The sequence below is a fragment of the Nioella sp. genome, from assembly GCF_965215655.1.
Classification (GTDB): domain Bacteria; phylum Pseudomonadota; class Alphaproteobacteria; order Rhodobacterales; family Rhodobacteraceae; genus Nioella.
Genome location: NZ_OZ244111.1, coordinates 3,765,503 through 3,790,141 on the forward strand (window position 1 = coordinate 3,765,503; position 24,639 = coordinate 3,790,141).

The 24,639-nt window shown below is 62.8% G+C and carries 25 protein-coding genes and 1 tRNA gene; 12 read left to right on the forward strand and 14 right to left on the reverse strand.

The features are described from left to right. Positions 1-48 precede the first annotated feature (48 nt). On the forward strand, positions 49-396 hold the full coding sequence (locus tag ACOOEX_RS18755; RefSeq protein WP_420396254.1) for a hypothetical protein: 348 nt from the start codon (positions 49-51) through the stop codon (positions 394-396). 146 nt (positions 397-542) lie between these two features. Here the strand turns inward: ACOOEX_RS18755 and ACOOEX_RS18760 are convergent. Beyond that, a tRNA-Pro gene (locus tag ACOOEX_RS18760) sits at positions 543-619 on the reverse strand. A 118-nt stretch (positions 620-737) separates the two neighbouring features. Between ACOOEX_RS18760 and pseB the strand changes: the two genes are divergently transcribed. Further along, complete coding sequence (gene pseB, locus ACOOEX_RS18765) at positions 738-1,736, forward strand: UDP-N-acetylglucosamine 4,6-dehydratase (inverting) (protein ID WP_420396255.1); 999 nt, start codon at positions 738-740, stop codon at positions 1,734-1,736. After that, complete coding sequence (gene pseC, locus ACOOEX_RS18770) at positions 1,736-2,899, forward strand: UDP-4-amino-4,6-dideoxy-N-acetyl-beta-L-altrosamine transaminase (RefSeq protein WP_420396256.1); 1,164 nt, start codon at positions 1,736-1,738, stop codon at positions 2,897-2,899. The genes pseB and pseC overlap by 1 nt, the downstream gene beginning before the upstream one ends. Positions 2,900-2,917: 18 nt before the next feature. On the opposite strand, the gene ACOOEX_RS18775 is transcribed toward pseC, so the two are convergent. From ACOOEX_RS18775 to ACOOEX_RS18790, 4 genes are all read right to left on the reverse strand, one after another. Next, the gene (locus tag ACOOEX_RS18775; protein WP_420396257.1) at positions 2,918-3,877 is read right to left on the reverse strand and encodes a DMT family transporter; all 960 of its coding nucleotides are present in this window, start codon (positions 3,875-3,877) and stop codon (positions 2,918-2,920) included. A gap of 68 nt (positions 3,878-3,945) precedes the next feature. After that, a complete protein-coding gene (locus tag ACOOEX_RS18780; protein WP_420396258.1) occupies positions 3,946-4,335 on the reverse strand; it encodes a hypothetical protein in 390 nt (129 codons plus the stop codon). 72 nt (positions 4,336-4,407) lie between these two features. Next, the gene (gene leuB / locus ACOOEX_RS18785; RefSeq protein ID WP_420396259.1) at positions 4,408-5,514 is read right to left on the reverse strand and encodes a 3-isopropylmalate dehydrogenase; all 1,107 of its coding nucleotides are present in this window, start codon (positions 5,512-5,514) and stop codon (positions 4,408-4,410) included. Between the two features lie 57 nt (positions 5,515-5,571). Further along, entirely contained in the window at positions 5,572-6,462 is an 891-nt protein-coding gene (locus ACOOEX_RS18790) for a LysR family transcriptional regulator (RefSeq protein WP_420396260.1), read from the reverse strand. 103 nt (positions 6,463-6,565) lie between these two features. Here ACOOEX_RS18790 and ACOOEX_RS18795 point away from each other — a divergent pair, with 103 nt between their 5' ends. After that, positions 6,566-7,486 (forward strand): NAD-dependent epimerase/dehydratase family protein, encoded by a 921-nt coding sequence (locus ACOOEX_RS18795; protein ID WP_420396261.1) that lies wholly within the window; start codon positions 6,566-6,568, stop codon positions 7,484-7,486. Here ACOOEX_RS18795 and ACOOEX_RS18800 read toward each other — a convergent pair. The 4 genes from ACOOEX_RS18800 to ACOOEX_RS18815 form a co-directional block, all read right to left on the reverse strand. Beyond that, positions 7,445-8,467, reverse strand: a complete 1,023-nt coding sequence (locus tag ACOOEX_RS18800; RefSeq protein ID WP_420396262.1) for an endonuclease/exonuclease/phosphatase family protein — start codon at positions 8,465-8,467, stop codon at positions 7,445-7,447. The two genes, ACOOEX_RS18795 and ACOOEX_RS18800, sit on opposite strands and share 42 nt — an antisense overlap. Before the next feature lie 26 nt (positions 8,468-8,493). Next, the gene (locus tag ACOOEX_RS18805; RefSeq protein WP_420396263.1) at positions 8,494-9,336 is read right to left on the reverse strand and encodes a hypothetical protein; all 843 of its coding nucleotides are present in this window, start codon (positions 9,334-9,336) and stop codon (positions 8,494-8,496) included. A 248-nt stretch (positions 9,337-9,584) separates the two neighbouring features. After that, complete coding sequence (gene leuD / locus ACOOEX_RS18810) at positions 9,585-10,190, reverse strand: 3-isopropylmalate dehydratase small subunit (protein WP_420396264.1); 606 nt, start codon at positions 10,188-10,190, stop codon at positions 9,585-9,587. A 67-nt stretch (positions 10,191-10,257) separates the two neighbouring features. Next, positions 10,258-11,073, reverse strand: coding sequence for a DUF4198 domain-containing protein (locus tag ACOOEX_RS18815; protein ID WP_420396265.1), 816 nt, complete (start codon positions 11,071-11,073; stop codon positions 10,258-10,260). Between ACOOEX_RS18815 and ACOOEX_RS18820 the strand changes: the two genes are divergently transcribed. Further along, a complete protein-coding gene (locus ACOOEX_RS18820) occupies positions 11,072-12,268 on the forward strand; it encodes a HupE/UreJ family protein (protein ID WP_420396266.1) in 1,197 nt (398 codons plus the stop codon). The genes ACOOEX_RS18815 and ACOOEX_RS18820 overlap by 2 nt on opposite strands. On the opposite strand, the gene ACOOEX_RS18825 is transcribed toward ACOOEX_RS18820, so the two are convergent. Both ACOOEX_RS18825 and leuC read right to left on the reverse strand, forming a co-directional pair. Next, the gene (locus ACOOEX_RS18825; RefSeq protein WP_420396267.1) at positions 12,269-12,925 is read right to left on the reverse strand and encodes a 2-hydroxychromene-2-carboxylate isomerase; all 657 of its coding nucleotides are present in this window, start codon (positions 12,923-12,925) and stop codon (positions 12,269-12,271) included. A gap of 112 nt (positions 12,926-13,037) precedes the next feature. Next, positions 13,038-14,444 (reverse strand): 3-isopropylmalate dehydratase large subunit, encoded by a 1,407-nt coding sequence (gene leuC, locus ACOOEX_RS18830; RefSeq protein ID WP_420396268.1) that lies wholly within the window; start codon positions 14,442-14,444, stop codon positions 13,038-13,040. 246 nt (positions 14,445-14,690) lie between these two features. Between leuC and ACOOEX_RS18835 the strand changes: the two genes are divergently transcribed. Together ACOOEX_RS18835 and ACOOEX_RS18840 are read left to right on the forward strand one after the other, a co-directional pair. Further along, entirely contained in the window at positions 14,691-16,049 is a 1,359-nt protein-coding gene (locus ACOOEX_RS18835; protein ID WP_420396269.1) for a mechanosensitive ion channel family protein, read from the forward strand. A gap of 96 nt (positions 16,050-16,145) precedes the next feature. Then, positions 16,146-16,691 (forward strand): NADPH-dependent FMN reductase, encoded by a 546-nt coding sequence (locus ACOOEX_RS18840; protein ID WP_420396270.1) that lies wholly within the window; start codon positions 16,146-16,148, stop codon positions 16,689-16,691. 186 nt (positions 16,692-16,877) lie between these two features. Here ACOOEX_RS18840 and ACOOEX_RS18845 read toward each other — a convergent pair whose 3' ends face one another. Continuing rightward, complete coding sequence (locus tag ACOOEX_RS18845; RefSeq protein WP_420396271.1) at positions 16,878-17,912, reverse strand: NAD(P)/FAD-dependent oxidoreductase; 1,035 nt, start codon at positions 17,910-17,912, stop codon at positions 16,878-16,880. Positions 17,913-17,960: 48 nt separating this feature from the next. Here ACOOEX_RS18845 and mnmD point away from each other — a divergent pair, with 48 nt between their 5' ends. Both mnmD and ACOOEX_RS18855 read left to right on the forward strand, forming a co-directional pair. After that, the gene (gene mnmD / locus ACOOEX_RS18850) at positions 17,961-18,635 is read left to right on the forward strand and encodes a tRNA (5-methylaminomethyl-2-thiouridine)(34)-methyltransferase MnmD (protein WP_420396272.1); all 675 of its coding nucleotides are present in this window, start codon (positions 17,961-17,963) and stop codon (positions 18,633-18,635) included. Next, on the forward strand, positions 18,632-19,510 hold the full coding sequence (locus ACOOEX_RS18855) for a DMT family transporter (RefSeq protein ID WP_420396273.1): 879 nt from the start codon (positions 18,632-18,634) through the stop codon (positions 19,508-19,510). Before mnmD ends, ACOOEX_RS18855 begins: the two co-directional genes overlap by 4 nt. A gap of 179 nt (positions 19,511-19,689) precedes the next feature. Here the strand turns inward: ACOOEX_RS18855 and ACOOEX_RS18860 are convergent, their stop codons facing one another. Then, entirely contained in the window at positions 19,690-21,627 is a 1,938-nt protein-coding gene (locus ACOOEX_RS18860) for a lytic transglycosylase domain-containing protein (RefSeq protein WP_420396274.1), read from the reverse strand. A 146-nt stretch (positions 21,628-21,773) separates the two neighbouring features. Here ACOOEX_RS18860 and dapA point away from each other — a divergent pair, with 146 nt between their 5' ends. Further along, the gene (dapA, locus tag ACOOEX_RS18865) at positions 21,774-22,649 is read left to right on the forward strand and encodes a 4-hydroxy-tetrahydrodipicolinate synthase (RefSeq protein WP_420396275.1); all 876 of its coding nucleotides are present in this window, start codon (positions 21,774-21,776) and stop codon (positions 22,647-22,649) included. Position 22,650: 1 nt separating this feature from the next. Continuing rightward, positions 22,651-23,127 (forward strand): SAM-dependent methyltransferase, encoded by a 477-nt coding sequence (locus tag ACOOEX_RS18870; RefSeq protein WP_420396276.1) that lies wholly within the window; start codon positions 22,651-22,653, stop codon positions 23,125-23,127. Here the strand turns inward: ACOOEX_RS18870 and ACOOEX_RS18875 are convergent, their stop codons facing one another. Continuing rightward, positions 23,128-23,985 (reverse strand): ATP-binding cassette domain-containing protein, encoded by an 858-nt coding sequence (locus ACOOEX_RS18875; RefSeq protein ID WP_420396277.1) that lies wholly within the window; start codon positions 23,983-23,985, stop codon positions 23,128-23,130. It lies immediately after the preceding gene. 126 nt (positions 23,986-24,111) lie between these two features. Between ACOOEX_RS18875 and smpB the strand changes: the two genes are divergently transcribed. Beyond that, positions 24,112-24,591 (forward strand): SsrA-binding protein SmpB, encoded by a 480-nt coding sequence (gene smpB / locus ACOOEX_RS18880; protein ID WP_420396278.1) that lies wholly within the window; start codon positions 24,112-24,114, stop codon positions 24,589-24,591. The last annotated feature ends 48 nt before the right edge of the window (positions 24,592-24,639 follow it).

Consider the following 24,639-nt stretch of genomic DNA (forward strand, 5'->3'; position numbering starts at 1 on the left):
GGCGTTCGGTGCAGTGTGAAAGTCGTGGGTAGCACCGGAGGAGGCCGTATGAAGATTGGTCAAATGGTTCGAAATAGCATCCCCGCGATTCTTGAATACTGTGAGACCCAAGACCGGGCAGAAATTGCGGGCCTTCAAGACCCGCGTTATTCGAAAGAGACATTCGACATCAACTATCCATTCTGCAAGCCCGTGGAGGCAATTGGCGAAACTGAACGTGTCCGGTTCTGGACACGAGAGCATGTTGTTTGCGGCGTCGCCGTTCGCGTCACAAGTCAATGGTTCAACCCGCCGACGAGCAATAGCCTGCAATTGCTCAATCAATACCTCGAACAGCGTAAAATCGAAGTACCCTTCCGGGCAACGGGCGACAAGGTGAGTTTCGTTCGGCCATGACTGCGATCATGCCAAGCCTTCTGAACCAGTAGCCGAAGGCGTCAGATTCGACCCAAAATGACCTGAGTTTACCCACGCCGTGCTTACTATGTGCTTACCGTGGCAGTAAGCACATTTGCGGAGCACTTGTAAGTTATTGAAAATATTGGTCGGAGTGAGAGGATTCGAACCTCCGACCCCTGCCTCCCGAAGACAGTGCTCTACCAGGCTGAGCTACACTCCGACCGTGCCGGGCGGGATAGCGGGGGAATCGCGCCTTTGCAAGGGGGATTTCACCGGCTTGCTTGATCCCGCGCGCAATCCCTGCAAGAAGGCGGGCAACCGACAAGACGAGCGATATCATGGAAAAAAACGCCTCCATCCTGCTGACCGGCGGCACCGGGTCCTTCGGGTCTCATTTCGTGCCGATGACGCTGGAGAAATACGACCCGGCCCGCCTGATCATCTACTCGCGGGACGAGATGAAGCAGTGGGACATGGCCAAAAAATATGGTGATGACCCGCGGGTACGTTTCTTCATTGGCGATGTCCGCGACCGGGAGCGGCTGTATCGCGCGCTCGACGGGGTGGATTACGTGGTGCATGCGGCGGCAACCAAGATCGTGCCAACCGCCGAATACAACCCCTTCGAATGCGTCAAGACCAACATCAACGGCGCGATGAACCTGATCGATGCCTGCATCGACAAGGGCGTGAAGAAATGCGTGGCGCTGTCGACCGACAAGGCCTCGTCTCCCGTGAACCTCTATGGCGCGACCAAGCTGGCCTCGGACAAGCTGTTCGTGTCGGGAAATTCCTATGCGGGCAGCGACGGGTGCCGCTTTGCCGTGGTGCGCTATGGCAACGTGATGGGGTCACGCGGGTCGGTCATTCCGTTCTTCAAATCCCTCGACGCGGAGGCGATGCTGCCGATCACAGACACCCGCATGACCCGCTTCATGATCACTCTTCCGCAAGGCGTTGAACTGGTTTGGCACGCGTTTGAAGACATGGTCGGCGGAGAGATCTACGTGAAAAAGATCCCGTCGATGAACATCCTCGACATCGCCGAGGCTTGCGTGCCTGGATGCGAACACAAGGTTGTCGGCATCCGCCCCGGTGAAAAACTGCACGAGCAGATGATCGGCGAGGAAGACGCGGCGCATACCTTCGAATATCCCGAGCATTTCAAGATCCTTCCGGCGATCCACAACTGGTCAACCGACGCGGGCCGGATCAAGGATGGGGTCAAGGTGCCCGAGGGCTTTTCCTATGTGTCCGACACCAACCCGGACTGGATGTCCGTCGAGGATCTGCGCGCCTGGATCGAAGCCAATGCGGATACGATCGGGCATTTCTGATGGGCGACACGGGCTTCATTCCCTACGGGCGGCAGGACATCTCGGAAGACGACATCGCCGCCGTGGTCGAGGTGTTGCGGTCTGACTTCCTGACGCAGGGCCCCAAGGTGCCGGAGTTCGAGGCCGCCATTGCAGGCGCGACTGGCGCGGCCCATGCGGTCGCGGTGAACTCCGCCACCTCGGCGCTGCATATCGCCTGCCTCGCGCTTGGCCTGAAACCCGGCGGGCTGGTCTGGACCGTGCCCAACACCTTCGTGGCCTCCGCCAACGTGGCGCGGCTTTGTGGGGCGGACGTGGATTTCGTCGATATCCGGGCCAGCGACTATTGCATGGACGCGCAGGCGCTGGAGGCGAAGCTTGCCAGCGCGGACCGCAAGCCCGACATCCTGATCCCGGTGCATTTCGCGGGCCAGTCGGCGGATATGAAGGCCATCGGTGCGATTGCAAAGGCCCATGGCATCCGGGTGATCGAGGACGCGAGCCATTGCATAGGTGGGCAGTACAACGGCCAGCCGATCGGGGCGTGTGAATTCTCCGACATCTGCGTGTTCAGCTTCCACCCCGTGAAGATCATCACTACGGCAGAGGGTGGTCTGGCCACCACGCAGGACGCGGGGCTTGCCGCGCAGATGGGGCTTTTCCGATCTCATGGCGTGACGCGTGACCCGGAACTGATGGAAACCGTGGATGCGGAGCCATGGGAATATGATCAGGTCGCACTTGGCCTGAACTACCGCATGACCGAGATGCAGGCCGCTCTCGGAGTCAGCCAGACCCGGCGGCTTGCGGATTTCGTGGCGCATCGGCAGCGGATGGCAAAGCGATATGATGCCCTTCTGGCCGACCTGCCGCTGATCCTGCCCTGGCAGAACCCTGACAGCTATTCGGCGTTGCATCTTTACCCGATCCTGATCGACACGGACAAAACCAACCGCACGCGGCGCGAGGCCTTCGATCACCTGCGGTCTGCGGGGATCGGCGTGAACGTGCATTACATCCCGGTTCACACGCAGCCCGACTATCAGAAGCTTGGCTTCCGGCGGGGCGATTTCCCGGTGTCGGAATGGTATTACGACCGCGCCATTTCCATCCCGCTCTATCACGGGCTGAATGAGGCCATGCAGGATCGTGTCATTGCCGCACTGGCCGAGGCGCTGGCCTGATCCTGGCACCTGCAACGCCTATTGATCGTCCCCGTCGCGGTCCCGGTTGAGGAACGAGGCTACGCGTGGGGCGCTCGGTGTGCCCACGCGGGATCTCGATCGCAGAACTGGCTGGTTGGAACTGCCTTTGCGCTTGTCCTCTCGCAGGACGATATAAAGCCCGGAAGCTATGATGATCCCGGTACCGATCATTGTCATCTTGTCGAGGCTTTCGCCAAAGAACAAGGCGCCGAAGATGCTGGCCCAGATGATCTGCGAATACTGCATCGGCGCGACGATCACCGCCGGGGCCAATCGGTAGGCTGCCACGAGGCAGGCCATCGCGATCAGCGCAAGCAGCGCCACCACGGCAGAGGCCCCCAGGTCGATCAATTCGACCGGCACATAGACGAAGGGCAGCAGCGCCCCCATCACCACGAAATTCACCAGCAGCGGATAGAGTTGCAGAACCACCGTCCGCTCGGCCCGCCCGATCTTGCGCATGATGACCGAGCTGAAGGCGCTGAAGACAGCGCCAAGCAGCGCGGCCGCATGGCCGAAAGACAAGGGGGCTGCGCCCGGTTGCAGCACGACGATCACCCCTGCCAGTCCCACCAGGACGGCCATCGCCCGGTGCAGCCCGACCCGTTCCCCCAATAGCGGAATCGCCAGCACCGTGACCAGCAGCGGCATCGCGAAGAGGATCGGATAGACCTGCGTCAGTGGCAGAACCGAAAAGGCATAGAATGCACCGGCGGCCCCGAGGGCACCGCTGACAGTGCGCGCCGCCGTCCACCACGGATGCACCGGCACCAGTGACCCGCCCTTCGAATCGCGGATCATGACGAAAGTCAGCAGCGGGAAGCTGAACAGGACCGTAAAGAAGATGATCTGGATCGGACTGTAGGTGCCACCCAGAACCTTGATGACCACGTCATGGGTGGCGAAAATCGCGAAAGCAGAAAGAGCGAGAAGAGAGCCTTTGGCATTTGGCGGCATGGAATGTCCTGTTGTACGCTAACAGTCACAGGCTTAGGCCGGTGCCGGGGGAAGGGCAATACGCGGTCTCAGGGACAGGGGGTTGCCAGCCAGTCCTCGCTACCGCCGCGCGCGCATTGCTGCTGGAACCCGTAGGCGGTCAGCGCCCATGCCCCGGTATCCGTGCGGATCAGCTCGAATCTCTGGCGCACGGCGGACACGGAATCGTCTGCAAGCCCGGACTCGGTCAGCACGATGACCAGTCGCCCGGTGTCGTCGACCTCGGACAGCAGCTGCAATTCGGGCCGGCCCTCGCCATCGGGAAACCCGATGATCCAGTCCTGTACCAAGCTCATCGGCTGATCGTGGACCAGTTGGGCAGGCAGGCGAAAGTCGGAATGGCCGGGAAGGATCTGCACGTCTTGTGCCGCGGCGGGTGCGGCACAGAGGCAGGCAAAAACAAGAAATGAACGGATCATGAAAAGACCTTTCGGGTTGGGACCTGGCCTAGCCTATCCCAACCCGCAGGTTCACGTCGAGCGCCCCTTGCCTTACAGGCTCGCATCCAGCTTGGCGACGATGGCATCACCCATTTCGCTGGTGCTCACGGGGCTGACACCCTCTTCGCCCAGAAGGTCGGCGGTGCGCAGACCGTCGGCCAGAACATCCTCAACGGCCTTTTCCAGACGATCCGCCTCGGTGCCCATGTCGAAGCTGTAGCGCAGCGCCATGGCAAAGCTGAGGATGCAGGCAATCGGGTTGGCCTTGCCTTGACCCGCGATATCGGGGGCAGAACCGTGGACGGGTTCATAAAGCGCCTTCGGGCGGCCGTTTTCCATCGGCGCACCGAGCGAAGCCGAGGGCAGCATCCCGAGCGACCCGGTCAGCATCGCGGCGGCATCGGACAGCAGGTCGCCAAACAGGTTGTCGGTCACGATCACATCGAACTGCTTGGGCCAGCGGCAGAGCTGCATGGCACCGGCATCGGCATACATGTGGCTCAATTCCACGTCCGAATACTCGGCCTGATGCACCTCGGTCACCACGTCGCGCCACAGGATACCCGATTCCATTACATTGGCCTTCTCCATCGAGCAGACCTTGTTGCCGCGCTTGCGGGCCAGCTCGAAGGCCGACCGGGCGACGCGGGCAATCTCGGATTCCGTATAGCGCTGCGTATTGATGCCCACGCGCTCATTGCCTTCCTTGATGATCCCGCGCGGTTCACCGAAATAGATGCCGGAGGTCAGTTCGCGCACGATCATGATATCGAGCCCGGCAACCACGTCCTTTTTCAGCGACGAGAAATCGGCCAGCGCGTCGAAACACTGGGCCGGGCGCAAGTTGGCATAAAGGTCCATCTCCTTGCGCAGGCGCAGAAGGCCGCGCTCGGGTTTGACGCTGAAATCGAGATTGTCGTATTTCGGGCCGCCCACGGCGCCAAGCAGGACGGCGTCGACCTCCTGCGCCTTGGCCATGGTGTCGTCGGTCAGCGGCGTGCCATGGGCGTCGTAGGAACAGCCCCCCACCAGTCCTTCGCTGACATCGAAGGTGACATCGCGTTTGGCGCCGTACCAGTCGATGATCTTGCGCACTTCGGTCATGACTTCGGGGCCGATGCCGTCACCGGCAAGGATAAGAAGCGAAGGGTTGCTCATGGGGTCATCCGTCCTTGATCTTGGGTCGCATCCGCGTAACGGCTGCGCGCCCTAGGGTCAAGAAAGGAAGGGGGAAAGCCCTTCCGCCAAAGCATCCCATATGCGGGCTATGCGCGGCGTGTGCCGCAGACGTTCATGGGTTGTCAGCCAGACCGGCAGGGTCGGCAGTGGCACATCGGGCAGGATGCGCGTGGCGCGGGGGTCTCGGTCGGCAACCGGACATTGGCCAAAGCCCAGACCGGCCCCGGCGCAGACCAGCTCCCAATAGGCAACCTGATCGTCGGTGCGGACCGGAAAACTGTCGCGGGTTACCTCCAACCCTGCGTCCCGAAATCCACGGATCAACCGGTCATCGCGATCATAGCCGACGATATCATGATCCAACAGTTCGGCGAAGCCGCGGGGAGCGCCGCGTCGCGCCAGATAGGCCGGTGCCGCATAGATCCCTAACTGAAGGTCTCCCAGATGCCGGGTCATCATGTCCAGCTGCTTGGGGCGGTACATGCGCAGGGCGATATCAGCCTCGTGGAACAGCAGGTTCTCGGACTGGTCCGAGGCCACCAGTTCAAGCTCGATCTCGGGGTGGCGTGTGCGGATCTCCGCAAGAATCGGGGGAAGCAAGTGAACAGAGACGAAAACGCTTGCCGTAATGCGCACGGGCCCGGCCATGCGCGCGTCACCCCCGGCGGCGGCCAGCGCCACCTGTCCCGCGCCTTCGCGCATTGCTTCGGCACCGGGGAGCAACTCCCGCCCCAGTGCGCTGAGGGTCAGGCCCTTCGGGTGCCGGTCGAACAATGCGCCCCCGACCTGGTTCTCCAGCAGCCGAATATGGCGTCCGAGCGTCGGCTGGCTTTGCCCGGTGTCTCGGGCCGCTGCGGACAGAGATCCGGTTTCGGCCACCGCAAGGAATGACCGCAGAAGGGTCCAGTCGGGGGGCAGATAATTCATTCATAAATGAATATCATACCGCCGATTTTTCGCAATACACACGTCAAATTCGAATACCTATCCTGATGTCAATCGAATGGATATCAGCACAGGATCCAGCCCCATGCCACGAACAGCCCTCATCCTTGGCGCATCCGGAAGCTTCGGCCGCAACGCGGCACAGGCCTTCGAGGAAGCCGGCTGGACCGTCCGCCGGTTTGACCGCAAGACCGGCGACATGATCCGAGACGCGCAAGGCGTCGATGTGATCGTCAACGCGATGAACCCACCCAATTACCACGCGTGGGACAGGCTGATTCCGCAGATCACCAGCCAGGTTCTGGCAGCGGCAAAGGCCAGCGGGGCAGCTGTCCTTCTTCCGGGCAACGTCTATGTCTTCGGTGATCAGCCCGGCCCATGGAGCGAAACAACCCCGCATCGCCCGGTTGCCCGCAAGGGCCGTGTCCGGGCGGAAATGGAGGCAGCATATCGACAGGCCGCGCAGGACGGTGTGCAGGTGATCATCCTGCGCGGTGGTGACTTCGTGGATCCGGACAGCCCCAATGCCGTGTTGAATCTCGTATCGCTCAAGGCGGTGTCAAAGGGTCGGATCACCTCCCTAGGCCGCCCGGATGTTCCGCGCGCCTACGCCTATCTGCCCGATATGGCGCGGGCCGCTGTTGCATTGGTTGAACGGCGTCGCAGTCTTTCGCTCTTCGAGGATGTGCCGTTTCCGGGCCATACCTTTTCCATGACCGACCTGGCCTCTGCCCTTCAGGCGCAGATGGGGCGTCCGTTGCGCGTGCGCCGGTTTCCCTGGTGGGCCCTGGGTCTCGCTTCGCCGGTCTGGGAACTGGCGCGCGAGCTGCGCGAGATGCGGTATCTATATGAGACGCCGCATCGGCTGGACGGCACACGGTTTCGTCAGGTGCTGCCGGATTTCGAGGAAACGTCGTTTCAGGACGTTGTGACAAGACATCTGCCCAATGGACAGCGGGCCGGGTCAGGGAAGAGCGATGTCCAACCAGACGAGGCGATGGCGTGACGCGCCATTGCCATCCTCGCCGCCGAGCAGGGGCCAGTCAGGGCTGTTCCGTGAAGGCCAGAAAACGCCGCTTGCGGTGATTCTCAGATCGGCGGAGGGCAGGATATAGCTGACGCGCAGGTTGCCGGGGTCGGGCTCGGACCAATCGGCGGTATCGGTGGGATCGCCTGCCTCTGCCCCGCCGGGGCTGATCGGTGCCGGGTCTTGCAGGCGCGGGTGCGACAAGGCTTCGATCAAGGCCCCTCGCCGCGCCTCCCCATCCACGGGATCGGCGTTCAGCACCCCCATCAACACGAAGCGAGAGTCGAGAGACGGCGTATCGGATGGGGACCATCCGTCAATCCGGTTCAGCCAGAACCGGAGTTCATCCTCGTTGCGGTGACCGTTTCGATCCTCTGGCCCGTCAAAGACCGGCGGCGTGGCGTGAAGGGTCAACAGGCGCAAGGGCCCGCCAACGGTGACGATGTCAATCTCCCATGCTGCGACGCTGGCAAGCCGCTGTACCGAAAGCGCGCCCCTTGGCAGAAGCTCTGCCGCGCGCCCGTTCGGCAGGTCTTGCCACAAGAACCCGGAATGGTCGTATACCTCTCCGATCGGCAGACGAGACAGCACCGCCATGCCGCCCTGCCCGGTAAACCGGCCATAGCCTTGAGCATCCCGCGGCCGGCCAAGCCGCCCGTCGCCGTCGATGTCCAACCCGGTGGGAACGCCGGTATTCGGAGGCAGTGACAGGTGATGGGGGTAGTCGGCCCCCGCCTGCGCAAGACGCGCGACAAATGCTGCAAGGGCGTGCTGTTCGAAATCGTGGTCGAAACCCTGCAGCACCAGAATATCCGCATCGGCATTCACGATGACCTGCACCACGGCGGCAATCTGCGGATCCTCCCCCCGCAGAATATCGCGCAGCAACAGGCCGGGGCCATCGCGGGACAGTTCCGTATGATAGGTGGCAACGCGGATCTGATCGGCGGTGACGGGCATGGCTGCCATCAGCAGCCATAAAAGGATCAGACCGGTGCGAACTCGCCCTGCTCTGCCATGTCGCGGACCAGTTTCTTGCGCCGCTCCGTGATCATGTGCGCGATCCGGCCCATGGCCATGCCGCGCATCAGAAGGGAAACGGGAAGAACGCTCCATAGGGTGACTGTCCAGACCAGCATGATTGGCGACGCTCCAAGGGAAATGCCGAGATTGCCAATCCCGTAGCTCGCCACGACCGGCATCAGGAATGGCAGCAGTATTCCTAAGATCAGGTTAATACGAGAGTCGCGGATCAGACGTGCAACAACATCTCCCCCCGCAGTGGGGTCGAATGTGGGCAGGTTGACCCAGACATTGAAGCTGGTGTTGCGATTGGGCCAGCTTTTCAGCCGCATCAGGATGGCGAAGACGCTGATCGTCACCAGCCCGATCAGGAAGCTGAGCCCCCCCATCGTGCGCAGCATCGTCAAGTCGGCCTGCGTTGCGCCCTCTGGCAGGAAAACCTGAAGCAGCCAGATCGGGCTGTAGGTAAAGTCCAGCGCATGGGCCAGCACCAAGCCGGTGGCATTCACGATCAACGTCAGCGTTCCCGAATTGTCCGGTGACGCCGCGATAAGACTGAGGAAGAAGAGTGTGATGAAGATGCCGATGACGCGCACCCGGTTGAAGGGCGGTGCATCGCGGAATTCGATCAGTCCGGGGTAGGTGGACGCGTATTCGGAAAAAGTGAATACGGCAGCGAACAGCGCCACGAGCATCACGACCTGATTGCCGTCCGGCGACATAGCCGGAAGGAGCAGGGACGGTGTGGAAATGACGATCATAACGAGAATCGCCCGCACCACAGCGCTGGATAGCTGTGCGATCACTGCCTCAAACCCTCAACCTGGACGGACCTGTTTTTGGTGGCCCTTATTCCGGTCTTGACCCGACTGCCATCGGATTGCCTCATTTGCCACGATCTTGCCCATATTCGCCCCAATTCGCAAGTGCCTGACTCTTCGTGAGGAATCACTGTGGCGATTTTGGGATGCGAACTGTCGCCCGATTGCATCACCGGGCAAAAAAATTGCCCCCCGGCAAGGCCGAGGGGCTACATCTTGTTGTCAGGCGAAAATCAGACCCAAGGGCGGGCTTGGGCGGCCTTGGTCTCGAACGCTTCGATCGAGGCGGATTTTTCCATGGTCAGGCCGATATCATCCAGCCCGTTCAGCAGGCAATGCTTGCGGAAGGCGTCAACCTCGAAGCTGATCGTGCCGCCATCGGGGCCGCTGATCGTCTGGTTTTCAAGGTCCACGGTCAGGGTCGCGTTGGCACCGCGTTCCGCGTCATCCATCAGCTTGTCGACCTCTTCCTGCGGCAGAACGATCGGCAGGATGCCGTTCTTGAAGCAGTTGTTGAAGAAGATGTCGGCGAACGACGGCGCGATCACGCAGCGAATACCGAAGTCGAGCAGCGCCCAGGGCGCGTGTTCGCGCGACGAGCCGCAGCCGAAATTGTCACCGGCGACAAGGATTTCGGCATTGCGGTAGGCGGGCTTGTTCAGCACGAAATCGGGAATCTCATTGCCATCGCCATCATAGCGCATCTCGTCGAACAGGTTCACCCCAAGGCCGGACCGTTTGATGGTCTTCAGGAACTGCTTGGGGATGATCATGTCGGTATCGACGTTGATCAGGGGCATCGGTGCGGCAATGCCGGTCAGTTTGGTGAACTTGTCCATTAATCCGGGTCTCCTTCACATCCGCGAAGGGGCATAGCGGCAATGCAGGGGCAACACAAGGGACCCCTTACTCGGCGGGCACTTCGAAGGTCAGCGAGGCCCAAAGCGTGTGCCAGACGGCGGCGCTGTCAGCGGTCGGTTCCACCTCCAGCAGCGTGACCGCGTCGACCAGATAGGCATGCCCAGGTTCCACCGGCAGCACGGCACGGCCTTCGGCATCGGTGCGGTGCAGGGTAATCGTGACCTCTCCTTCAGCGTCACGGTCGAACAGTTCCACCTGCGCGTAGGCGCGCGGGGTGCCTTCCAGGAAAAGCTGAACGGGAAACCCGTCTGACAGATCGTCGGTATAGGGATTGGCCAGCGCCACGAATTCCGTGCGCAGCCCGTATTCCCGATCTTGCCCTTCACCGTCCCCCACGGCGATCAGGCTTTTGGCATGGCGGCTATAGCTTTCGACAAAGCCTGTCATCGGCAGGCCGCGCCCCAGATGCCGGGCCTCGATATCGGGGAAGTCCTTGTGCTCCGCAAAGCGCAGGAAACGGTCCCATTCGTCATAAGTCAGGGTGCTGTCCGTGGTTTCATAGAGCACGACGGCCAGGCCCGCGCCATGGTCATCCACATCCAATGCAGGATTCTGACCAAGCCGCCCTTCCACCGCCGTCACCTCCGCCCCGAAAGCCAGGTCGAACCGCGTGAAGTTTCGGGTGAGATAGGAAAGCGACACGCCATCGAAACTTTGCCCGACCCGCAAACGTGCCTCCAACGGGTCGTCGCTGCCTACGGCGAACTCCAGCGGCTCGATCCAGAATTCATGAGCGGCACTGGGAATGGCTGGCAGCAGGACCAGATTTAAGGCAAACAGGGTGCGAAGGATGTGATGCATGAGGCGTTCCAGTATGTTTCCCAAGATGGTGGCGCGATTGGCGGCCCTGTCAATTCTCCTTTTCGTGATGGCGGCCCCACAGGCTGCCCCCGCGCATGAGATTGACCCGGCAATATCCGATATTTCCGTGACGCCCGACAGGGTGACGATCGACATTCAACTCTCGCTGGAATCGATCCTGGCCGAAATGGACCTGGCTTCGATCACCGAAACCACGATGTCGCCGGTCGAAGAAATCTATGACGAGTTGCGCGCCACCAGTCCTGAGACCCTGCGCGCCGAACTGGATGATTTCTGGCCGCGCATGGCGCAACGCATTGTCATCGAGGTGGATGGGCAGCGGATCACGCCGGAACTGGTCAGCGCAACCATTCCCGAGATCGGGAATTTCGAACTGGCCCGCACCTCTACCATTCGGATCGCCGCGGACCTGCCGGAAGGCGACGCCCCCGTGCGCTTTGGATGGGCAGCCCTCTATGGGGATCTGGTCGTGCGTCAGGTCGGTGGCGGCGAGGATGCCTACACGGCCTTCCTGTCCGATGGTGACCTGTCCGAACCCCTGTCGCGGATCGAGATTCGCACCGAAGGCGCGGGGGCGGTCTTCCTGCGCTACATCCCCGTTGGCTTCGAGCATATCGTCCCGCTTGGCATCGACCATATCCTGTTCGTGCTCGGGCTGTTCTTCTTCTCGCTCCACCTGCGGCCGATCCTGTTTCAGGTGACGTCCTTCACGCTGGCGCACACGATCACGCTGGCCCTTGCCAGTCTCGGGATCGTCACCATACCGGGCAGCGTGGTGGAACCGTTGATTGCCGCCTCGATCGTCTATGTGGGGGTCGAGAACATTCGTGGGCATACAAACGTCAAGGCACGCACCGCGCTCGTCTTTGTTTTTGGCCTGCTGCACGGGCTTGGCTTCGCCAGTGTGCTTGGCGATTTCGGCATCACCGCCAGCCACTTTGCGGCGGCGCTTGTCGGGTTCAACATCGGGGTCGAGTTCGGACAGCTTGCGGTTATCTTCGTGGCGCTCGCTTTGATCCTGATCGCGGTTCGGCTTGCCGGGTTCGCACCGCTGCCAGAGGATGAACAACCAGTACGCCAGACCCAGGTAATGTACCGCGCGGTTTCGGTTGTGGGGTCCGTCATCATCAGCCTTATCGGGGCCTGGTGGACCATCGAACGGGTGTTCTTCTGATCAGGCCGATCTGCGGGTAGCCGGGGCCCGCGCCGGGGCGGGTGGTTTCTTCATCACCCGCGCCCTTGGATCCGGGATGGCGTGGCGCAGGGCATCTGGCATGCGGTCGTCGCCAACATAGACTTCGCCTTCGACCACGAAACTGGGCGTGTCAAACACGCCCCGTTCCCGTGCTTCTGCCGTTGCGGCCTCGAAGGCCTGACCGATCACAGCGCCTTCAGCCCTCGCGATCACGCGGTCCGGGTCTTGCCCCAGTTCTGTCAGCGTCTTGCTGAGATTTGGCTCCTGACCCGCCGGGTGCCCGTCATGAAACCAGTGGCCATAGGTCCTGACCACGTAGTCAGCGACCCAGCCTTCCTGCGCGGCTACGACTGCGATCCGATTGGCGATCTCGTATCCGAGCATTGGGAACGGGGCGGGCAGGCTTGGGGTCAGTCCGAATTTCTTGGCCTGCCGTCCAATATCCGTCCACATATAGGCAGTGCGAACAGGCTTGTCCGTATAGGGGTGATAGCCATGTTCCTTCATGATCTGGCGGGCAGAGAAGGGACGCCACTCGACCTGAACCCCGGTCTTGGCAACGATCCGGGGCAACCGCATGACCGACAGGTAGGTATAGGGACTACCGATGGAAAACCAAAACTCGACCTTTTTCATTTTTACCGATTTGCATTGTTAATGGTACAGCGTCCGAATTGACGATTGCCATTAAACAGGAAAACCCGGCATTTTTATGCCGGGCATTCCAAACAGTCCTGCAAATGCGGATTTACATAAGGTCACGCACATCCGTCAGCTTGCCGGTGATGGCGGCGGCGGCGGCCATGCCGGGGCTCATCAGATGGGTGCGGCCTCCGCGGCCCTGACGGCCCTCGAAGTTGCGGTTCGAGGTGGCGGCGCAGCGTTCGCCGGGGGCCAACTGGTCGGGGTTCATGGCCAGGCACATGGAACAGCCCGCGAGACGCCACTCGAAACCGGCCTCCTTGAAGATGTCGGCAAGCCCCTCTTCTTCGGCCTGCGCCCGCACAAGGCCAGACCCGGGCACGACCATGGCGCGGATGCCGTCCTTGATCTTCTTGCCCTTCAGGATCGCAGCGGCGGCGCGCAGGTCCTCGATCCGGCCATTGGTGCAGGAGCCGATGAAGACGGTGTCGATCTCGATCTCGGACAGCGGCGTGCCGGGCTTGAGGCCCATGTATTCCAGCGAGCGCGCAGCCGCGTCGACCTTGCCGCCCTTGAAGTCCTCGGGGTTCGGCACAGTTGCCGTGATCGGCAGCACGTCCTCGGGGCTGGTGCCCCAGGTGACAACGGGGGCAATATCCTCGCCCTTCAACGTAATGACCTTGTCCCAATGGGCATCATCGTCGGAATAGAGCGTCTTCCACCACGCAAGTGCGGCTTCCCACTGGGCGCCCTTCGGAGCGTGCGGGCGGCCGTTGACATATTCATAGGTCTTCTCGTCCGGCGCGATCAGGCCCGCGCGCGCACCACCCTCGATCGCCATGTTGCAGACGGTCATGCGGCCTTCCATGGACAGATCACGAATGGCTTCGCCACAATACTCGATCACATAGCCGGTGCCGCCAGCGGTCCCGGTCGCGCCGATCACGGCGAGGGTGATATCCTTGGCCGTCACGCCGGGGTTCAGCTTGCCGGTGATTTCCACCTTCATGTTCTTGGATTTCTTCTGGATCAGCGTCTGCGTCGCCAGAACGTGTTCCACCTCCGACGTGCCGATCCCGTGGGCCAGCGCGCCGAATGCGCCGTGGGTGGCGGTGTGGCTGTCGCCGCACACCACGGTCATGCCCGGCAGGGTCCAGCCCTGTTCGGGTCCGACGATATGCACGATCCCCTGACGGATATCGGTCACCGGGTAGTAGTGGATGCCGAATTCCTTGGCATTGCTGTCGAGCGCGGCCACCTGGATGCGGCTGTCTTCCGGCATCTGATCGGGATTGTCGCGGCCCGGCGTGGTGGGCACGTTATGGTCCGGAACGGCAATGGTCTTGTCAGGCGCGTGCACCTTGCGGCCTGCCATGCGCAGGCCCTCGAAGGCCTGTGGGCTGGTCACTTCATGCACGAGGTGGCGGTCGATATAGAGCAGGCAGGTGCCATCCTCGGCCTCATGGGCCAGATGGGCGTCCCAGATCTTGTCGTAGAGCGTCTTGCCGGTCATTTTGGGTATCTCTCTTGCGGGTATGGACTGTGTCTCAGGGGGAAGCGGTCACAGCCCGGCTAGGCCGCTGACCCGCCCCGAGGCGCAAAGACCGTGAAACCGCCAGGGCAGGCGCGTCCGGTCGTCCATGTCGAAAATCCGTGTCATCGCCCATGGCAGATACACTCCGGATGACCGATTGCCAAGGGTTCCGCTTGCCCGGATGGCCGATAGGACGCATGATTTCCACAACAGGAAAGGACAGGCATGGAGCCAGAGGAAACCACCCCACCGGCCACGCCGGAAGCCGCAACGGAGACTCCGGCGGACGCCTCTGAAAACCTGGCCGATATCGGCCTGAGCCTGTTCGGGCAGGCACAGGCGTTTCTGGAAAGCCTGCTGCGGCCGTGGAACGCCTATCAACTGGCGATTGCAGCGGGTCTGCTGCTGGCGGCGTGGCTGCTGCGAAAGGTCTTTGGGCCACGCATACGGGCCTGGATGGCGGCACGTCAGGGCTGGCCGATGTGGCGGATGCGCATCCTGGCCTTCGTGCACAAGCGGATCATGGGGATTTTCTTCGTCCTGCTGATCTGGGCCACCGTCTGGATCATGCGCGAGGTGACCTGGCCAAGCCGGTCCTACATGCTTGGCATCATCGCCCGACTGGCCACTGCCTGGCTGATCGTGACCTTCGTCACCCGCTTCGTCCATTCCCCGATCATGCGGACGATCCTGCGCTACGGGGCGTGGATCTACGTGACCCTGTCGATCACCAGCCTGACAGATGAGGCAGCAACGCTGCTGGACAGTGTCGGCTTCGATCTGGGCGAGGGAATGCGCCTGTCACTGTTGCTGGTGGTGCAGGGCTTCGTCCTGGTGTCGGCCCTGCTGATCGGCGCGCGGTTCCTGTCGAAGACCACGGCCTCTCGGGTTCAGAAGAACGAGGACATCTCGCCCTCGATGCGGGTGCTGGTGATCAAGGCGGTGCAGGTGCTGCTGTATGGCATGGCGCTATTCGTCGGGCTGAACGCCGTAGGGGTGGATCTGACCGGGTTGGCCTTCCTGTCCGGTGCGATCGGTGTCGGCCTTGGCTTTGGCTTGCAAAAGGTGGTGTCGAACCTCGTGTCGGGGATCATCATCCTGCTCGACAAGTCGATCAAACCCGGCGACGTGATCAGCCTGGGCGACACGTTCGGCTGGATCAACACGCTTGGCGCCCGCTACGCCAGCGTCGTCACCCGGGATGGCAAGGAATACCTGATTCCGAACGAGGACCTGATCACCAACCAGGTGGTGAACTGGTCCCATTCCGATGCCTATGTGCGGCTCGATATCCATTTCGGCACTTCCTATGGCGATGACCCGCACAAGGTCCGGCAACTGGCGATTGATGCGGCGAAAAGCGTGGACCGTGTGCTGAGCCACAAGGCACCAGTCTGCCATATCGTGGGCTTTGGCGATTCCTCGGTCGACTACGTGCTGCGCTTCTGGATCGAGGACCCGACCGGCGGGCTGACCAATATCCGGGGAAATGTCTTCCTCGCCCTTTGGGATTCATTCCACGAGAACGGTATCTCGATCCCTTTCCCGCAGCGCGAAGTGCGGATGCTGCCCGAGACCGAATGACGTGGCGCAAGGTACCTGTGCGGTCCTGTGGCTATTCTTTGTCTGCGCGATAGATAGCCTGCGAAGACAGTTCAAACGTCAGGCGGAGTATCGGGCATGGCATCTGGAAAGCTATTGGGCATCTGCGGGTCACTGCGGGCGGGGTCCTACAATCGCAAACTGTTGCGGGAAGCGGCGCGGATCTATGATCCGGCGGAGTTCGTGGAGGCCGATCTGCACCTGCCGCTCTATGACGGGGATCTGGAGGAGGCGGATGGGATTCCTGTTTCGGTTCAGACACTGGCCGACCAGATCGCCGCCGCCGATGCGGTGGTGATCTCGGGTCCGGAATACAACAAGGGCCTGTCAGGCGTTCTGAAAAACGCGCTCGATTGGGTGAGCCGCACCAAGGATAGCCCCTGGCGGGACAAGCCGATTGCGATCATGGCGGCGACGGGCGGCCGGGCTGGCGGGGAGCGGACTCAATGGACGCTGCGACTGTGCCTTCTGCCATTTCGTCCGAGACTACTGGCGGGGCCGGAGCTGCTGGTCGGCAATTGCTCGGGCCAGTTTGATGAGAGCGGACGGTTGATCAATGAACGCTACGAGGCTGTTCTGACTGACCTTATGGGGGAGCTGCGCAAGGAGGTTGGGCGTAGCTGATCCAGACAGTTTCGCCGACTGCGTCGTCGACCCGGGAGCGGCCCTCCTCAACCCCCGCATGCGCGGGGGCCTCGTCATGCCGCGTTGCCACGGATCTGTGGAGGGGGCGGCGTGCCCGATCTGGCGGTTGATCCGGTTGAGGGGGCGGGATGCCTCCGGCGGGGGTATTTTGGCAAAGAAGAAGGGCTATGTTCCGGGGATAGAGGCCTCGACCCGAAGGCTTTCGGGGATATTGTCCTCGCCGTCGAGGATCAGGTCGGCCATAAGCTGTCCGATGATCGGGGCCATGCCGAAGCCGATCTTGAAGCCGCCATTGGCGATGAACTGATCAGGGCGTCCGGGATAGGCCCCCAGCATCGGGGCACGCGACCGGGCGCGGGGGCGCAGGCCGGCCCATCTTTCCAGCACCGGGCGCTCGCGCAACACCGGGACCAGCCGGATGATCCGGCCCAGGATATCGTCAAGCCCGCCATCGCAGCGCGTGGGGTCGGTGAATTCACGTTCGGTGGTCGAACCGATGGCGGTGGTACCATCGGCGTGGGGGATGACGTGCAACCCGTCGACAAAGATCTGCGGGCAACCCCGCGCGTCATAGTCGAAGATCGCGGACTGGCCTTTGATGGGGGCGCCCACGGGTTTGCCAAGCTCTTTTGACAAGGTAACAAGCCCGGTGGCCCCGGTGGCGTGGACGATCTTGCCCTGCTCGGGCGCATCCGCGGTGATCTCGACACCGCGTGCGCGTAGGGCCGCCGCAAGGGCCGATGTCGCCTTGCGCGGATGCGCCCGACCGGTCAGCGTGTCGTGGATCACCAGACCCGAGGTTGTGACCGGCGCGAAGGGGGCGAAGTCGCGGACATCGCGGATCTGCCAGCTGTACTTGCCGCGCCAGAGCTCCTCGGCATTGCGGGCGCGCTCGGTGGCGATCTCCAACACGCCGACTGGCTGGATGCGGCCCGTGCGCGCGTAGCCAGGATCTTCGCCGCCGACCTCTGCCACTTCGGCCCACATGGCCTCGGCCATATCGAGGCTCTGGAACTGCAACTCCTTCTTGTCGTTCCAGCGCTCCGGCGTATGAGGGGCAAGCGCGCCAACGAGCCCGCCAGAGGCCCCGGCCCCGACGCCATTGGGGTCGATCACCCTGACAGACGCCCCCCGTGACACGCAGGCCCAGGCTATGGACAGGCCGAAAATCCCCGCCCCTCTGACCGTCACATCCACCATCTCTGACCCCGCTTGCCGAACCGGACGGAACCCTTCATAGGTCAGCGCATGGACAAAGCCCAGACAGACCGGACGCTCTGGCGGGACAATGGCGTGCCCGTGTCGGAACGGTTCGACGATCCCTATTACTCGCTGGACAATGGGCTGGCCGAGACCCGGCACGTGTTTCTTGACGGCAATGCCTTGCCTGCGCGGTTCCGACCGGGGTTTCACATTGCAGAACTGGGGTTCGGCACCGGGCTGAACCTAATTGCTGCGCGGTTGGCCTGGCTGGCCTCCGGGACGACTGGCCGTCTGCGGTTCACCAGTTTCGAAGCCTTCCCGATGCCGCCCGAGGATGCATTGCGTGCCCTGTCGGTCTTTCCCGAGGTGGCGGGGCTGGTCGAGGACACCGCCGCGCTGTTGTACGATCCCGAGCGGCCGCTGATCCGGGATGATATCGAGATGCACCTGGTCACGGGCGATGCGCGTGAGACCCTCCCGGACTGGGACGGATTGGCCGATGCCTGGTTCCTCGACGGCTTTTCCCCCGCCAAGAACCCCGAGCTTTGGGGCGCCGATCTGATGGCAGAGGTGGGGCGTCACACGGCCCCCGGCGGCAGCTTCGCCACCTATACGGCGGCGGGCGATGTGCGACGTGCGCTTGTCGCTGCCGGGTTCGACGTAACGCGGGTGCCCGGCTATGGCCGCAAGAGGCATATGAGCACGGGGCGCAAGAGATGAGCGATCAGAACACGCGGGCCGGCATCTGGCTGATGGTGCTGACCACCTTCATCTTTGCCATGCAGGACGGGATCTCGCGCCACCTGGCCGGGGAATACAACGTTCTGATGGTGGTGATGATCCGCTACTGGTTCTTTGCCAGCTTCGTGATGGTCGTGGCGTCGCGCAAGGCGGGCGGGCTGCGCGCGGCGGCGGCGACCAGTCAGCCCTGGTTGCAGGGGTTCCGGGCGCTCCTGCTGGTTGCGGAAATCTGCGTGGCGATCCTGGGCTTCACCCTGCTCGGGCTTGTTGAAAGCCATGCCGTGTTCGCCTGCTATCCGCTGCTGGTCGCGGCACTCTCCGGCCCGGTTCTGGGCGAGCAGGTGGGCTGGCGGCGCTGGTCGGCGATCGGCATCGGTTTCGTCGGAGTGGTGATCATCCTGGAACCTGGCTTCGGCGTCTTCGACCCTCTGGCCATCGTGCCCCTCGTTTCGGCGCTGATGTTCGCGCTCTATGGTCTGCTGACGCGCTATGCCGCGCGCAGGGATATGGCGGCCACCAGCTTTTTCTGGACGGGAACCGTAGGGGCAGTGGCCATGACAGCGGTCGGCATCTGGTTCTGGGAGCCGATGACAGGGCGCGACTGGATCTGGATGGGGGTTCTCTGCCTGACCGGGGCGGCAGGGCATTTCACCCTGATCAAGACCTATGAACTGGCCGAGGCCAGCGCGGTCCAACCCTTCGCCTATCTGCAGCTGGTATTCGCGTCCACACTCGGGATCGTTGTTTTCAATGAAAACATGGAGTTCAACGTGGTGATCGGTGCGGCAATCGTCGTGGCCGCGGGGCTGTTCACGCTGTGGCGGGCGCGGGCCCTTGAAGCCGAAGAAAGCTGATCCTTTCATCTTGGTGACAAATACCTCGGGGGAGTCGCGAAGCGACGGGGGCAGCGCCCCCTCTACGGAATGCGCCTGAGAGAAGCATTTGGGGTGGCGGATCGGAACCGCCTGGATCGCGCCCCGGAGGGGCGCGCGGGTCGACGTGCCGAAGGCACGGCGAAACCACCGTCCCGGCGCTAGCGTTGCCGCAAGAGCCCGGTCAGCGTCTGGTCCGGCAAACGCCCGGTCAGCAGCGCATCATAGATCCGCATGCTTTCCGTTACCCGCATCACGTAGTTCCGCGTCTCCCGGAAGGGGATCGACTCGATCCAGTCGACCACGTCCACATCCGGGTCGCGCGGGTCTCCGAACGCCTCCATCCAGCGTTCCGCCCGGCTTGGGCCCGCGTTGTAGGCGGCGGCGATCAGCACCGGGTTGGGGCCAAACTCCTCGATCAGGTAATCGAGATAGGCCGCGCCGAGCGTGGCGTTGAAGGCCGGGTCCTCGTGCATCCGGCTCTCGCTGAAAGCGACGCCAAGGCGGCGCGCCATTTCGCGCCCGGTGCGGGGCATCACCTGCATCAGTCCAAGCGCGCCCGCGTGGCTGACGACCGTCGGGTCGAACTCGCTTTCGCGCCGGGCGATGGAATGCACCAGCCGGTCGGACACCGGCAGGTCGTAGGCCAGCAGGTCCGATGACAGCGGATAATAGGCGCGCATGATCTCGTGGCCCATGGTGGCGGCGCGCTTGGCGATCATCAGGGCGATATGCGGTTCATTGAGATCCAGCAGCATCGAGGCCAGTTGTCCGGCTTCCTGTCGCGACAGGCTTTCGGTCAGATGTGTCCAAAAGCGTTCGGCAAGCGCACTCTCGCCTGCCTCAAGCAGCCGCACCGCAGCGCGAAAGACGCTTGTCCGAACAAAGTCGGCCTGCCGCCAGTCGCCGAAATCCTCCTGCCCCAGAAAGGCCGGGTCCGTGGGAAGCCCGCCGCGCTCCGCTGCCAGTTGCCCGTAGAAGCTCGACTGGAAGCGTGCCCCGAGCGCATAGGCCTGCGCTGCGGCCTCCTCATTGCCAAGCGCCTCTTGCGCGCGGCCAAGCCAATAGCCAGCGCGGCCCATGGAAATCGGGGATTCCACAGCCTCGGTGAAGTGGGAAAAATGCTCCGCCGCAGTCGCCGCATCGCCCATCCGCAAAGCGGTGTAGCCGGAAATCCATTCAAGGTCCGAGTAATTCACGTAATCGGTCGCAGGGTCGATATGGTGGTTGGCAGCCACGTCATAGGCGGTCTGAAAATCCCCGTCGCGCATCAGGTCGCGGGCCAGAGCGCGGCGGCGGTTGGCCCATTCCGAGGGGCGACCAAGCGCGGTGGCGGAACTGGAGGCCTCGCGAATCAGGCTGGTCGCACTGCTGGTCAGCCCTTCCCGCATCCGCCAGACGAAGCGTTCATAGGCCAGACCGGGATCGCCGCGCAGCGCGGCGGGCACCGCCTCAATCGCCGCATCCACGCCAGGCCTGCGGGCGCGCAGCAGCAGGCGTGCCTCTGCAAGCCGCTCCCATCCATCACTGACCAGCGGGTACATGCGCCGCGCCTGCGTGGCCTCGTTTTCCCACAGCAGGTGGTCAAGCCGCGCTTCATGATGGGTGCGCAGGGTGCGCGGCCAATCGATCATGAACTGGTCATGTTCCGCCTCGGAGAGCGACATCGTGGTCCAGGCGCGGATCGCCTCGGCCATGGCGTCTTCGCGGCGGTCTAGCTCCCACAAGGCGGCAGCAAGGCGCAGCGAGCCCCACCCGGTTTGCGGTGCCTGATCCTCAAAATAGGCGATAACCGTCGCGGCAGGCGTGGATTCCTCGATATTCCGTTCGCCCTGCCGGATTAGGTAAGGCAGGCCGGGCCAGTCGGGGTTTTGCGCGAGGAAGTCGAAATACGCGCTCAACTCCCCCTCGCCCTGTCGCAACCTGATCCAGGTCACCACATCGACGGCGGCGGGGTCGGTCACGCGGGCCCGTGCCTCGGCAGCAGCCGGATAGTCCCGGTCGCCGAGCGCCTCAATGGCCTCGGCCAGCGCTTCGGGGGTCGCCAGCGCCGGGACAGGCAGGCAGGTCAGGAAAAGGCTGAAAAGAATTCGTCGCATTGTGCCACCGGTTTGTAACTATCCTTAAAGGATAGGGCCTCAGCCCTTGCTTGCAACTCACTTACTTGGCAATAGGCGGGCGGCGGCCCGTCGGGTCGCGATCCTCCGCCTATTCCGGCGTAACCAGACATGAAAGGAAGCGTGTGATGTTCAAAGGCTCGATGCCCGCATTGGTCACGCCGTTCAAGGACGGCGCGGTGGATTTTGACACGCTGAAGAAACTTGTGGACTGGCATGTCGACGAAGGCAGCAGCGGTCTGGTGCCCGTGGGCACGACGGGCGAAAGCCCGACCCTGACCCATGAGGAACATGAACAGGTGATCGAGGCCGTGGTGGAAGCCGCCGCAGGCCGAGTGCCCGTCATCGCCGGGGCCGGGTCCAACAACACGGTCGAGGCCATCCGCTTCCTGCAACACGCCAAATCCGTCGGCGCGGATGCGGGGCTTGTGGTGACCCCTTATTACAACAAGCCGACGCAGGCGGGCATGATCGCCCATTACACGGCGCTGACCGAGGCCTGCGATCTGCCGATCGTGATCTACAACATTCCCGGCCGCTCCGTGGTCGACATGACCCCCGCCACCATGGGCGAACTCGCCAAGCTGCCCTCCATCGTGGGCGTGAAGGATGCAACCGGCGACCTGGCGCGCGTCAGCTGGACCCGTATTTCCTGCGGGCCTGACTTCTGCCAGCTCTCGGGTGAGGACGCGACCGCTCATGGCTTCAACGCGCAAGGCGGGGTCGGCTGTATTTCGGTGACCGCGAACGTCGCCCCGCGCCTGTGCGCCGAGATGCAGAACGCGACGCTGGCGGGCGACTACGCCAAGGCACTGCAGATCGCGGACAAGCTGATGCCGCTGCACCGGGCGATCTTCCTCGAACCGGGGCTGTGCGGTGCGAAATACGCCATGTCGGCTCTGGGGCTTTGCTCGGACGAGGTGCGCCTGCCGCTGGTGCCTGTGACCGACGCCACCAAGGCCGAGATCAAGGCCGCGATGGCGCATGCTGGCCTAATCGACTGATATGGCTGAGATCCGCGACGGTGAGGTGACGCTGCCCTTTGATCCGGCTGACCAGGCCGAGGCGGGCGTCACCTTCATCGGGCGGATCCGCACGCCCTGGTTCAAGGGGCATGGCCCCAAGAACCTGATCCAGGCGCGCGAAACCGGGCAGGGGGCGACCATCGAGCTCGCCCCTGCCTACATCCCCTGCCTTGAGGGGCTGGAGGAAGGCACGCCGGTCGTCCTGCTCTACTGGATGGACAAGGCGGCGCGGAACATCGCCGTGCAGAACCCGCACCATACCGATGGCACGCGCGGCACCTTCGCCCTGCGCTCCCCCGCACGGCCCAACCCGATTGCGATGGCGGTGGTGATCCTGCAAGGCATCGACCGGGACACCTGCCTGCTGACCATCGACGCGATTGATTGCTACGACAACACGCCGCTTCTGGACATCAAGCCGTGGAAAGCCTCGATCGACGTTCCGCCCGGCGCGTGATCATTCCTCCACCACCGGCATGCCGTTGCGATCAAAGTGGTAATTCACCAATTCCAGACGGGCGAGATCCCAACGTTCCTGCTGTAGGTGATCGTCAATTCTGACCGGAAATCCGTGCGGTTCCAGCGTGATGAGATCGGGCAGAATGGCCTCTGGCGGGATCGGGTCACCGGTGATCTCGACATGCAGGGACTGGAGCCGACGCAGGATCTCCAACACCTCCTCCACGCCCGGCAGCGCCTCTTGCGGTGCAAGCACATAGTCGCGCAGCACCTGCCCGTCCTGTGCGATCAGCCGGGCAAGCTCCGTATCGGAGCCCTGATAGGCCGAGGTCGGTTCGTCGAGCAGGATAAGCTCGGCATCCATGAGCAGGCTGCGCGATATGGCGACCCGCTGCTGCTGACCGCCGCTCAGCGTCTGGCCGCTTGGGCTCGGGGTGCCAGTCAGGCCAATGGCACCTTCCAGCGCGGCCTGCACGGCCTCCCGCTGGTTCGGGTCCACGCCATCCAGCATGTCCGGGATCAGCTCGGCCACTGTCGCGCGGGCCTCATCCAGCGCGCTCGTGTCCCCGGCTGCACCAATTGTGGCAGCAGCGCCTGCCATCTGCATGGCCGCCTGCAAGTCGACGAAGCGCCCGCCCCGCGCGTCCCAGACCCGGATGGTTCCGAAATTCAGATCGGCCACAAGGGCACCATCGTGACCGGGATTGAGGGCAAACATGTTCTGCGACAGGATCATGATCATCGAGGATCGCCCCTGCCCGGAGGCCCCAAGATATTCCACCAGATGCCCACGCTGCTGCGCGAAGAGGCTCGACGGGATGACGGTCAACAGAAAAACGATAATGAACCGGCGCATATAACCCCCTACCGCAAGAAACACTGGCTGAATGTGGCCCCAGCATAGCATAAGCACGCCTTCCTCGCAGCCATCCGTATGCGACCGGTAGACAGCACCGGTCCGCCGCACTACATCGGGCGGACCATGGCCAAGAAACCGAAGACAGACCCCAACTACAAGGTGATCGCCGAGAACCGGCGGGCGCGGTACGACTATGCGATCGAGGATGACCTGGAATGCGGGATCATCCTGCAGGGGTCCGAGGTGAAATCGCTGCGTGAAGGCGGGTCGAACATCGCCGAAAGCTATGCCGCCGTGGATGAGGGCGAGCTGTGGCTGGTCAACAGCTACATCGCCCCCTACGCCCAGGCCAAGACCTGGGGGCACGAGGAACGGCGCCGCCGCAAGCTGTTGGTCAGCAAGAAAGAACTGTCCAAGCTGTGGAATGCGACGCAGCGGCAGGGCATGACGCTGGTGCCGCTGGTGATCTATTTCAACCACAAGGGCATCGTGAAGCTGAAGATCGGCATCGCCAAGGGCAAGAAGACCCAGGACAAGCGCGCCACCGAGGCCAAACGTGACTGGCAGAAGCAGAAAGCCCGCCTGTTGCGGGACCGGGGCTGACAACCCGCCCTCTTGAAAGCAGGCCCCGGCCCGCGTAGGGCTAGCAAA